This window comes from Mesorhizobium sp. M7A.F.Ca.US.008.03.1.1 (genome assembly GCF_003997495.1).
Classification (GTDB): Bacteria; Pseudomonadota; Alphaproteobacteria; order Rhizobiales; family Rhizobiaceae; genus Mesorhizobium.
Genome location: NZ_RZRU01000001.1, coordinates 205495 through 216548, shown reverse-complemented (window position 1 = coordinate 216548; position 11054 = coordinate 205495). Strand labels below are relative to the sequence as shown.

Genomic DNA, 11054 nt, shown 5'->3' with positions numbered 1-11054 from the left:
GTGCGACTTTTTTCGAGCTCTTTGTGAACCAGGACCGCGGTCGAGATCACATAGGCTCAAGAGCCATTTGGCATAGGCGACCAAGTCGCCGACGAAATTTAGCATGCGCAGACATCAACAGTGCGCCCTGGTGGGCGGAGGACTGGTCCATGAAAGCGTTCTTCGTCTTTCTGAGCGGATTTCTCTTTTTTGTCCTTGCCGCGTTCAGCGCTGAGGCGCCCGTGCCCGACGCCAAGCGCGTGGCGCTGGTCATCGGCAACAGCAAGTATGTTCACGCGGTTACCTTGCCCAACCCCGCCAACGACGCGCACCTCATAGCATCGACGCTGCGCAATGCCGGCTTTGAGGTTATCGAAGGGGTCGACCAGGACAATGCAGGCATGCACAGCCTCATCAGCCGGTTCACCGAACAATCCTACGACGCGGACCTCGCTGTTATTTTCTATGCCGGCCACGGCATGCAGGTCGACGGCAAGAACTACCTGATACCGGTCGACGCCGAATTGAGCTCGCCGGCCTATCTCAAGACCCGGACCATTCAGATCGACGACTTCATGGCTGCGTTGCCACCTGACCCGGCGATTGGCGTCATCATCCTCGATGCCTGCCGCGACAATCCGCTGGCAAGGACACTGGCGGCCTCACTGCCGAAAAGCCGCTCTACCTCGTTGGGCACCGGGCTGGCGCCAGTGGAAGCAAAATCAGACGGCATCGGCACCGGCGGCCTCCTGATTGCCTATGCAACGGATCCTGGCGCCATCGCTTTCGATGGCAACGGGGTCGATAGTCCCTACTCCACTGCGCTCGCCCGGCACCTGACCGAACCCGGCGTCGAAATCCAGAGCGCTCTGACCCGGGTGCGCGGCGAGGTGACCGAAACCACGCAAGGGCGCCAGAGGCCGTGGCATAACGCATCGCTGGGACGCGAGGTGTTCATTGGAAAACCCGTCGCGGCGGCGGAGCCTGCCGTAAAACCAGTGGCCGACGCATCGAACGCCGCAGCGACATCCGCTCCTGCTCCTGTCGCCAGCGATCCTCCGTCCTGGGAAGTCGAGCAGCGGCTCTGGGATGAAGCCTCCAAGCGCAACTCGGTGCCGTTCTATGAGGCTTATCTCGACCAGTTCCCAAACGGCCGCTTCGCTACGGTGGCGCGGCTGAACATTGATGAATTGAACGACCCGCAAGCCCAAAATCGGCAGGTCGCGGCACTCGATACGGACCAGGCCAACGCCAGTTCCGGCTCTGCCGTGCGCACCTCGGTGAGCATTCCCGACGAGGTGAAGCAAACACCGGGCACCGATTTGACCGAAAGTGCGATAGGCCTTGATCGCCAGGGTCGCATCGATCTGCAATTGCGCATCGAAGCGTTGGGCAACGAGCTTGGCCGCGTCGACGGAAACATAGGCCCACAGACCCGTCAGGCGATCGGCGTCTGGCAAGAGAAGAACGGCCTGCCGCAGACCACCTATCTGACACGCGAGCAACTTGCATTCCTCGTGATCCAGACAGATCCGATGATGGAAGCGGTGCGCGCCAGATATGCCGCCGATCAGGCCCGTGCGACCCAGCCGAGAAAGCAGGTGGCACAGAAGGTCCGCACCCCGAGACCGTTGGTAAAAAAACCGCGCAAACAACAACAGGTCGTTCAGAAGCGGCGCAACCGCGAGATCGTGGTGCAGGAGGATGATCTTCCGCCAGCCAGGGACAATAACGACTTCCTCACCAAGGCGCTGATCTTCGGCACCGGTGTGGCTGTCGGCGGCGTGCTCAAGAACTGACCGCCGGCGGCGCAATTTTGGCGGTACGCAGCAGCGCGCGCTATTGCGTCTTTATCCGCATTTCCACGCGGCGGTTAAGGGGATCGTACGGGTTGGGACTGCGTGGGTTCTTTTCGCCCATGCCGATCGCATTGATGCGGGCAGGCTCGATACCGCTGGCTGTCAGGAAGGCTGCAACCGATTGCGCTCGCCGTTGCGACAGACCTTCATTGTAGTGCACCGTGCCGGTGGCGTCGGTGAAACCTTCGACGACGAAGTTGAACGTGCTCAGCCGGCTGTCCTTCAGCGCCTTGGCGAACTCGCCGAGTTCAGAGCGCGCAGTGGTGTCGAGCTCGGCCGAATCCAACCCGAAATTGATCAGCATATCGAGGCTGGATTTTTCTCCGGGCGCGTCTTTCGCCTTGCTCTTGCTCTTGCACTCCTCCTCGGTGCCGACACAAATTCCTCGCGACTTGCCGAGGTCGGCCGCTCCGGTAAAGAACTTCACGATGTCTTCTGATTTCTGAACGGGATCGGCGGAAGCGTGGGTCGAGAAAAACACGACCGCCAACATAAAGGCTGAACTGCCCCATTGCATAGCGGTTACTCCTGTTTGAGCATCTGATTTCGATGGTGGGGATCATACCAAACTCCGGGGCAATTGTCTGTCGATAAACGCCGGGGATACGGCGGTGCCCGCAGTTGTTGCAGCGTCACCGGTAGAGACTTGACCCGCGCCTCGCCTGGGGCTTGAGTGGCCAAATCTCCTCGATGAAAGCGTGGCGGTCATGGCCAATGGGCTTCGATTCAAGACGGCACGGGATCTCTTCATGGCCTGTCCCGCTATTGCCCGGGAGATGAGGACGCTGCCAACCGAACAGCCGTCGATCGAGTTTTGCCGCGGCCTGCTCGCCGGGCGCGTTCCCGAGGAGGCGATCACGTTCTGTGCCTACCTGCTTCCCGATCGGGCCGCGGTCTGGTGGGCGCATGAATGCCTGAGCCATCTGAGCGAGTTGCTCGATGGGACGGATCACGAGTTGCTCGCCCATGTTCGGGACTGGGTCGGTGAACCGGGCAGCCCCCGCCATCGCGCCGCAGTGAGCCAGGCAGAGGCAACGTCACCGACAACGCCCGGCGCCTGGATTGCCCTGGCGGCGGGATGGCGTGACAATGGTTCTGTTGCTGGCGTATCTGTTGTAGGCGCAGAAGCACCATCGGCCTTGCAGCCGTTTGCTGCCGCCCATGCAGTCAATGCCGGTGTTCTGGCCGGGCTGGCGCGTGTCGCACTCGCGGACCGCTTTGCCGTTCTTTCCGCGTTTGTCGAAATGGGTATCCAGATGGCCGAGATCGAGGCGCCACGCCAATCGGCGGATGCCTACTAGAACCTGTCCCGACGAAACCGGGCGGATGCCATCATCGTCCTGTCTTACTTGCAGCCACCTTGAGCCCATTTGGCAAGCGCCACCTTGAAGCGTGTTCCAAGCGGATGTTGCAGGCGCAAGACGGAGGTATCGTTGGCGGCGAAATTTTTCGCCTGTTCGCACAGCCGTGCCTCGTCCCATTCATGGCAGCCGTCGCAGTGCTTGCCCTCCCATACCGACTTGTCCAATCCCTCCACCGGGCTGAACAGGGGCTTGCCCTTGATCAGTTGGGCGATGCTCTTGCCGTCGATTGCCGGATCGCCGAAATCGATCGGATGGTCGAAAAAGATCGGATCGTCCGAAGCCAGCCTGGGGATCTTCTGACGCAGCGCATCGAGCGCAAGCTGATCGGCACTTTGGCCCGGTGCGCTTGCCGCGCCGGTGTTGCGCGCTTCGGAGCCGCCTTCGGTCTGAGGTGCGCTCGCCTCGCCCACGATCAACGGCGCATTGAGATCGACCTTGTGCAGAACGACCTCCGTGGTCAGCGAAACGTTGATCCAGGGGCGCTGCTTGCCGGCGGTTGCCTTGAAGACGTCGCTGGTGACCCTGTTCATAGCCTCGGTGATGGAGACGTTGGATTCACCGATATGCTGGAGGAGCGCCGAGGTGAAAGGCGAATGTTCGCTCGACCCGTCATAGGCGAGTTGATTGGGGCTGGCGGCGAAAGCGACGAGCGTGCCGGCGCCACCGTTCTCTATCGGAATCTCGGCAAGGCCGCTGCTTGCGCCATTGACGCCCGCGGTCTTGGCCAGCACCTCGGCGAGGGGATTGTCGCGGCAAGCGTCGAGAAACACCAGCCTTATGCTGGTCTCCCGCGACATCTGGCGTAGAACGAAATCAACCGGCACGGCCTCGAAGTCGAGGGACGTTTCGTCCTCCAGCGCGGCGTCGACAGGAAGCAGGTAGTTCTTGCCCGCAACCTGCAAGCCGTGGCCGGCGTAGAAAAACAGCGCGATGTCGGCACCGCGCACCTGTTTTGCGAACTGGGCGATCGTCGCCTGCGTCTGCGGCTTGGTCAGATCGAAGCCTGAAACCACCTCGAAGTCGAGCTTCTTCAAGCGCTCGGCCATGGCCTGGGCGTCGCGCACCGGATTGGCGAGCGGCGCCGCGTGCTGGTACTGGGCGTTGCCGAGGACCAACGCGACACGGCGCTCGGCACTGGCGGCCGTCAAAGTCAAAAGCAAGGCGAGCGCCGCGAACCCGGCGGTGCGAAAGAGGCCACCGCAACGGGCGATCAGATCGGACCTCACCGCAACCTCAGAGCTTGGTAGCGGAAAACTCGATCCGCCGATTGAGCGCCTTGTTCTTGGGCGAATCGTTGGCGGCAACCGGTCGCTCCTCGCCATAGCCGGCGGCACTGATCTGGTTGCGCGGAATGCCCGCGGCAATCAGGGCGTCGGCAACCGCCTGAGCGCGCCGCTCCGACAGTTGCTTGTTTGCATCCGGCGAACCATCGGAATCGGTATAGCCGGAGACCTCGACCTTCAGGCTTGGGCATTTGCCGACGACACCTTCGACCTCCGTCAGCAACGGCCGGCTCTTCGCATCGAGCCGCGCGCTGGCCGGCCGGAAGTAGATGGCGCCGGTGCGCGAGAGCACGGCGAACCTGTTCAGGCATTCCTCGTCGCTGAAGTTCGCCTTCGCGGCATCGGTGGCAACCGGGCCGACATCGGCCGGACTCGCCGCGGCGGTTTGGGTGGCGGCTGGCTTGCTGCCGTCGGCGGTGAAGACGAAGTCGAACGACACCGACGCGGTGGGCACGATGTTGGTCACGTTGGCCGCCTGCTGGAGCTTGTCGACGTTCGGCAGCAGGCCGAATTCCTCGACATGGACAGCGACCGGAGCCTCCGAAGCGACCGACACCATGGTGTCGCTGATCATGGTGACGACGATGCTGGCCTCGAGGTCCTTGTCGACGCCGTGCAGATTGAGACGGAAAGGCAGCGTTGATTTCACCCTGCGCTTTGTCGCGAGTTCGGCGAATGCGGCGGGATCCACCTTCGCTGTCAGCTCGGCCGTCGGGTATTTGAATGTCTCGAAAAACAGGAAGCGCATGCGGACATTGCGCAGGTCAACGCCGGTATCAACCGAATTGAGGTCGAAGGTGACCTTGGCATCACCCGCCGAGCTGAGCGTGCCGGTGATGTTCCTGATCTTGTTTGTCTCGACGATCGTGTTCTTCTTCACCGACTGGTAGGTGATGACTGAAGCTGTGGGATCAAGCGTCCAGTTCGGCACGGCGTTGGCGGTTTGCGATCCGAACAGCAGCAAGCCGGATAGCGCGACGACAGGGCCAAGACCCCGGGTGACGGGGCCTTTCAGCCTCGTCTCCCACCAGAATGCGACGACTTCGAACATGGAACGCCCCCTGCCCAGGACCACCGTATCGACACGACACCTGGCGGGAGCATAGAGCACTTGCGACTGGTTGGCGAGCAACTCCCGGAAATCCGGACAATGCCAGATAATCGGAGAAGAACTTGGTGCCCTCCACTCGTCTACTGTTCCCAATCGCAGCGGACCAAGCCTTTGTGGAACGCTGTAGGAGTCGGTTCTGCCACGACCAGAACGTGGTCGTAGCTACCGCTGACCCTCTCGAGACTTGGTCAACCTCCCCAGCCGCCGCCGCTACTGCCTCCGCCGCTCCCGCCAGCGCCTCCGCCGCCACCAGCGGTAGGAACGACAGGCGGGGGAACAGTGGTTTCCTCAACCGGCTTGACCACCTTCTTGGCGATGACCTTCTTCTGCTGACGGATCTGTGGCGCGGTCGTCGTGCGAACCAGCTTCGGCCTGTGCTTCGTCGTCGTCAGCGGCGGCTCGGCCTTGGGCGCGATGGACATACAGCCCGTTAGCGCTGCCAGAGCTGCGGATAGAACGGTCGCAATCAATGCCTGCTTCACTGCCCTGCCCACCATTGCCTCCTTGTGGATCAAAACAAGTCCCGGCGCGGATTGGCTTGCTCCCAGACCGCTCTGGCCGCGTCGGCCAGTTGGTCGTCGAGCGAGCCCTTCGCCGGGATCTTCGACTTGAGTTCGCCGCGCAATTGCTTGAGCGCGGCCGTTTTCGTCTTCACTGCGAATTTCGTCAGCGTCGTCTGGGCGCCCGGCAATTCCTTGCGAAGATCAAGCGCGACCGCGAAGGCCAGATAACGCACCGCTGTCGTCTGGTCGGCATTGGCGCCCTTCTGCATTTCGAGCGCTGCGCGATCATAGGCGCCGGACTGATCGCCGCGTGCCGTGGCCAGCTCGAACAGTCTTTGCGCTTCGTCGAGGTTTTGCTCGACACCAACCCCATCCCGGTACATGCGCGCAAGGTTGGCCGGAGCGTATGGCTGGCCTAGATCCATAGCCTTTTGGAATAGCCCTTGCGCCTTCCCGGGATCCTTCTCGACGCCCACACCGGCCAGGTAATTACCGCCGAGCAGGTTCATCGAATACATGTCCTGCCGCTCGACGCCTGCCTTCAAAAAGGCGACGGCGCGGGCCGGATCGGCGGGCACGCCGTTGCGGCCTTCCGTGAAGATCGCGGCGAGATCGTTCATGGCATAGGTATGCCCCATCGCCGCCCCCTTGAGCAGCAGGTCCAGACCCTTGCCGGTGTCGCGTTCGACCCCGTAGCCATTGAACAAGGCACGGCCCCATGACGTCATCCCGTAAGGATCGCCCTTATCGGAGGCCGCCGCGTAGAAGGCGTTGGCCTGCTTGCGGTCGCTGGGCATTCCCGTTCCCGTTGCGTTGAGGTAGCCGAGTTCGAACACAGCGCGGACGTGGCCCTTGTCGGCCGCCTCCTGAATGGATTTCTTTGCCTGGTCGACCTTGCCGGTCGCCAGCAGCGCTCGGCCGAGTTGGTAGCGGAAGCGGGCGACATTGGGATAGGCCTTCGCCGCAGCCTCGCAGGCCGTCACAGCCGCCGCGCCGATTTCATTCGGCAGCAGGCCGGGGACCATGCCTTGCAAATCGAGGGGTTCGCCTGCGGCCTGGTCGCAAGGATCGACGCTTGGCGACAGCTTCATGGTGGCGGGCTTGGACGAACTGCTTTCGGCCCGTATCTCGAAGCCGACCTCGACCGGCGCGGCGGCACCGATCTGGGGCTCGTAGCGGAGTTGGTCGACCTCGTCCGCCATCACGCTCGACTCTGGCGACAGGGCACGATCCGGCAGGGACAGCGTTCCCGTTGCCGGATACCTCGCGAGTTTCAGGCTGACCGCGGGATCCTTGGTCGGAAAATCCAACTTCAGCGGAACCGGGCCGACACCCACCGGGACGCTGACCTGCCGGTTTTCGATCGCCTCGGCGGCGCCGGTGATATGGATGCCCCGCTCCAGCACCTGCTGTTTCTGCTCGGTCTCGAGCGAGGCCATGATCTGTTCGCCATCGGCGCCCTGGCCGTTTTTGACACGGAACACCATGATGCCCTGGCCTACGCCACCCCAGTTGTCATGGGTGGCGTAGGCCAGCATGTCCACCTCTTCCGTCGCACCGACCCCCTTGGGCACATCCAGCTTCAGGCCCGGCAGGTCCTTACCCTGGATCTGTTCGCCCACCGCGACAGCCTTGCCGTCCAGCAGCAGCCGTCCGAGCGCAGGCGGCCTTTCGATGCTGACGGTGATTGATCCGCCGTCGACGTCGACCGGTTCCGGCAGGTCCAAGGCAACAGGCCCGACACCCGACGGCACGACTTTCTCCAGAACTGGCGGCAGCGAGGGCCGGCTGGTACGGCGCATCAGGACAACCTCGTCGATGAGCGAGGAGTTTTCCCACGGAACCTGCTTGCCGTCGGTGGCCTTGACCACATCGCGGCGCACCGCAGCCATGACCGTGCGTATCTCCTGGTTCGGCGCCAGCGCGCGACGAGAGAATGCGGATGAAAACGGGCTGAGGTCTCCCGCTCCATCATAGGCGACCGCCCCTGGCTCGGTGGCAAAGGCAATCAGCGTGTTCAAGGAACTTTTGACTTGTGCAAGGCCGGTGTTGCCCGCCGTGATCAGCTGGTCCCTCAGCCAATAATCCTTGCGCGGAAATGGATTGTTGCGGCAGGCATCGAGGATGATCACCTGGATCTTCGATTTCGCGCGCAATTGCTGCAAGACATCGTCCAGTTTGACCGCCTGGACCTCTATGTCGGCCGCATCCTTCAGCGAGGCATCCACGGGGATCAGGAAATTCTCGCCACCAATCTGAAAGCCGTGACCTGAATAGTAGACGACGGACAGATCGGCGCCATCCGCCGCCGCGAGGTAGTTGCGGAACTGTGCCTCGAACTGCAGCTTTGTGAGATCCTTGGCGACGAACACTTCGAAACCAGCCAACCGAAAGGTCCTGGATACGTCCTCGGCATCCTTGTCAGGATTCTTGAGAGCGGGAATTTCGCGGTACTGAGAATTGCCGATCACCAGGGCGACCCTTCGATCGGCCGACGCAGCGAAGCTCGTCAGGCTCCCTACGAGGAAGACCGCGATCAATCCGCAAAGTCGGAGCATGGCAACCGCCTTAACCGCCACATCGACGCCGCAAGCTCCCCAGATTGCGGCATCAAGGTCTGTAAAGAACTCACAATCCGCCAAGACAGCGACACAAAACACAGTGAAAACCGTCGCGGCAGCAGGCACCTTCCTCATCCGAACGTGTAAGTTACCTCAGAGCCGAACCATTCGCAATGAGTGGCAAACTCTCCGGCGTGGCTGTCCAGATCCGACCCACCCGCCAAGCTTCAACCCAGCGACTAGTTCCCCGTGGTGTCGGCTTGCAGGCCGAGTTGCTGGCGCGCTCGTCCGCGACAACGCGCATCGCGACCGTGCCTTCACTTCCGGCCGTCGATGCTGTCGCGCCTGCTTCACAACGAGAGGAAACTAATCTCCAGGCCGACATGCGGCGTTGTGGTCCGGCCCTTTGATGCGGGAAGCACTATGGCGGAAGCTAGTTGGCCAGTACCCTTCTCGTAACTTGCTTGCCTCTCCAATAGCCCCGTTAATACCGGTGTCGGGCGCCCTGAAAGTCCTCGATCTTCTCGACTGGCTCGTTGAGCGGGAGACTCTGCCTGGCCGCGACCGTCACCCATAAAGCCCGAGACCTTTTGGAAGGTTTCGTCTCGGAAACCGCATTCTTGCCGAAACGGCGTGCCAGAGCGCTTGCGATGTCACGACTTCAAGGTTGATCATCTTCATCCGGATTGTTGAGATTTGGTAGACTCAAACCCCGCCACCTCACTGGCAGCGGGGTTGGATTAGTTCGTTCAGTCGTAAACCTTGATGATTTTCCGGGTGCCCGGGTCGACCAGCACCGTGCGGTTGTCGACCACCACATAGCGGTATTTCACGTTGGGAACCTCATGGATTTCAACCGTGTCCGGCAGAGCTGTCCCGACATTCAGTTCCACGCCGGGGAGCTTGACCGAAGCAAGGCGCTGCTCCTTCACATATTCCCGGATGACAGTGTCTTGTTCCGGCTGGATGATGATGTCGTCAGCGGCGGCTGAGCCGATCCCGGCCAACAGCAACATCGCAGCTGCGGTGTTCTTTAGAAGCATGTTCATATCTGCTCTCCTGTAGGGTCCGGCCCATGACGATCACCGCCCCGCACCGCCCGGCAACTTGAACACAAAGCCGCGCTTAACGTTCCGCCTTAGGCATTTAGGTCTAGCCCTTTTGGGGCCTAAGTCTGGCCGGAGAACACGCATTGGTCCTGCCAAGGACAGCGGCTGGAACGCCCGCCCCCAGCGGCTGTTTTCTCTCGAATGAATGCCCTGCCGGCCGGCTCGTTGGCGGTAGTAACCGTGCGACAAGGAAGCGACTAGCTCAGATGCCGGTGCGTTTTGCGCGAACCCGGAAGATTCTTGGCGGCATCGCTGCGGCTATTGTGACTGCTCGAGATCTTGGCTCTCGCCAAAGCATCAGCACCTCGTTGTCGCGGATTGCCGAGTGGCCACTTCAGCAATCAGCGTCGCTTGGCTCGTCGGTGCGCACGAGAGGCATCGAGCGTGAAATACGTGCCCGCCTGCCATGGGCGGTGAGGAAATACATCAAAGCCGGGACTGGTTGCATGACATTGCGGATGCGCGAAGACGATGCCGAAGAGTTCGAGGCCGCCTCGAACAAGACCGCCAAGATACTGGAAACCATCGAAGTGCTCCCGGTCCTGCCGCGCGAGGCCGAGGACATCCTCGCGATCTCTTAGCGTGAGCGTCACAAGTGGCTGAAAGACGGACGGCTGCAAAGCATTGGCACCCGCACCGTGAAGATGCGCGGTCGATCCAAGGCCGTGACCGTCCACGTGTTCGATCCCAAGCACATCGAGGACATCCTTGATCGTGATCTGCCAAGCCTTTGGCGCGAAGAGGACGCGCAGCAAGTTACAGAGAACAGGCGACGCGGTGCCGGCAAGGCTGCCCTGACGCGGGCGGGAAAGGGTAGCGAGAAGTTCGCGGTGCCGGGAATAACCCCAGAGATGACGCTCCCGGGCCCAAGTTGAAGGGCTGGGAGCGTTCGACGACGAGGGCCTGCTCCGTTAGATCGTCTTGAAAGAGCGAACCGTTCGGAAAAGACAGGGTGTCGGCTTACTCGCAAGGCCGGCTTCGCAAGCAAGCTGCCGGTAGTATCAATCCTGGTTTTGAGCGCTACAGCAGCACAGGAACCGGAAACGCTCAGAGAGCGTCAGGATTGCCGAAACCCAGGCATTAGTGGATGCTCCGCCCCCAGATGATATTCCTCGGCCTCGGTCCCTTCGGCAGGCGCCGGTTTGGCGAGAGTGGTGACTTTCACCAGGAAATGCTGTCGGACTGGTAGCCAGCGTGTCCATGGAACGCCGTTCCACCGTCTCGCCGGTAATTTGACTCAGTTCGAGCCAGAGCGTAAAGCCCGACCTCTCGCCCACGTCCAGGG

9 protein-coding genes are annotated in these 11054 nt (G+C 61.6%); 3 read left to right on the top strand and 6 right to left on the bottom strand.

All coding sequences use genetic code 11. The annotated features are described in order from the left end of the window. The first annotated feature begins 23 nt into the window (after positions 1-23). Positions 24-1778 (top strand): caspase family protein, encoded by a 1755-nt coding sequence (locus EOA16_RS00985; protein ID WP_245455815.1) that lies wholly within the window; start codon positions 24-26, stop codon positions 1776-1778. A gap of 40 nt (positions 1779-1818) precedes the next feature. On the opposite strand, the gene EOA16_RS00980 is transcribed toward EOA16_RS00985, so the two are convergent. Then, positions 1819-2355 (bottom strand): OmpA family protein, encoded by a 537-nt coding sequence (locus tag EOA16_RS00980; RefSeq protein ID WP_127254906.1) that lies wholly within the window; start codon positions 2353-2355, stop codon positions 1819-1821. A gap of 190 nt (positions 2356-2545) precedes the next feature. Here EOA16_RS00980 and EOA16_RS00975 point away from each other — a divergent pair, with 190 nt between their 5' ends. Next, on the top strand, positions 2546-3139 hold the full coding sequence (locus EOA16_RS00975; protein WP_206517296.1) for a hypothetical protein: 594 nt from the start codon (positions 2546-2548) through the stop codon (positions 3137-3139). A 44-nt stretch (positions 3140-3183) separates the two neighbouring features. Here the strand turns inward: EOA16_RS00975 and EOA16_RS00970 are convergent, their stop codons facing one another. The 5 genes from EOA16_RS00970 to EOA16_RS00945 all read right to left on the bottom strand — a co-directional run bounded on the left by EOA16_RS00970 (position 3184) and on the right by EOA16_RS00945 (position 9709). Then, positions 3184-4428 carry a caspase domain-containing protein gene (locus tag EOA16_RS00970; protein ID WP_245455814.1) on the bottom strand — a complete coding sequence of 415 codons (1245 nt, stop codon included), beginning with the start codon at positions 4426-4428 and terminating at the stop codon, positions 3184-3186. Positions 4429-4435: 7 nt separating this feature from the next. Continuing rightward, a complete protein-coding gene (locus EOA16_RS00965; RefSeq protein WP_127254901.1) occupies positions 4436-5536 on the bottom strand; it encodes an OmpA family protein in 1101 nt (366 codons plus the stop codon). 248 nt (positions 5537-5784) lie between these two features. Further along, the gene (locus tag EOA16_RS00960; RefSeq protein WP_245455813.1) at positions 5785-6111 is read right to left on the bottom strand and encodes a hypothetical protein; all 327 of its coding nucleotides are present in this window, start codon (positions 6109-6111) and stop codon (positions 5785-5787) included. Then, positions 6108-8657 (bottom strand): caspase family protein, encoded by a 2550-nt coding sequence (locus EOA16_RS00955; protein WP_127254899.1) that lies wholly within the window; start codon positions 8655-8657, stop codon positions 6108-6110. The genes EOA16_RS00960 and EOA16_RS00955 overlap by 4 nt, the downstream gene beginning before the upstream one ends. 752 nt (positions 8658-9409) lie before the next feature. Beyond that, positions 9410-9709: a DUF1236 domain-containing protein gene (locus EOA16_RS00945; RefSeq protein ID WP_127254897.1), complete on the bottom strand. Its 300-nt coding sequence runs from the start codon at positions 9707-9709 to the stop codon at positions 9410-9412. A gap of 266 nt (positions 9710-9975) precedes the next feature. On the opposite strand from EOA16_RS00945, the gene EOA16_RS33000 reads away from it, so the two are divergent. Continuing rightward, the gene (locus EOA16_RS33000) at positions 9976-10350 is read left to right on the top strand and encodes a hypothetical protein (protein WP_245455812.1); all 375 of its coding nucleotides are present in this window, start codon (positions 9976-9978) and stop codon (positions 10348-10350) included. Positions 10351-11054 lie beyond the last annotated feature (704 nt).

Coding starts and splice junctions, on each gene's coding strand:
- EOA16_RS33000 (WP_245455812.1), top strand. CDS start 9,976: ATGCCGGTGCGTTTTGCGCGAACCCGGAAGATTCTTGGCGGCATCGCT.
- EOA16_RS00955 (WP_127254899.1), bottom strand. CDS start 8,657: ATGCTCCGACTTTGCGGATTGATCGCGGTCTTCCTCGTAGGGAGCCTG.
- EOA16_RS00945 (WP_127254897.1), bottom strand. CDS start 9,709: ATGAACATGCTTCTAAAGAACACCGCAGCTGCGATGTTGCTGTTGGCC.
- EOA16_RS00975 (WP_206517296.1), top strand. CDS start 2,546: ATGGCCAATGGGCTTCGATTCAAGACGGCACGGGATCTCTTCATGGCC.
- EOA16_RS00965 (WP_127254901.1), bottom strand. CDS start 5,536: ATGTTCGAAGTCGTCGCATTCTGGTGGGAGACGAGGCTGAAAGGCCCC.
- EOA16_RS00980 (WP_127254906.1), bottom strand. CDS start 2,355: ATGCAATGGGGCAGTTCAGCCTTTATGTTGGCGGTCGTGTTTTTCTCG.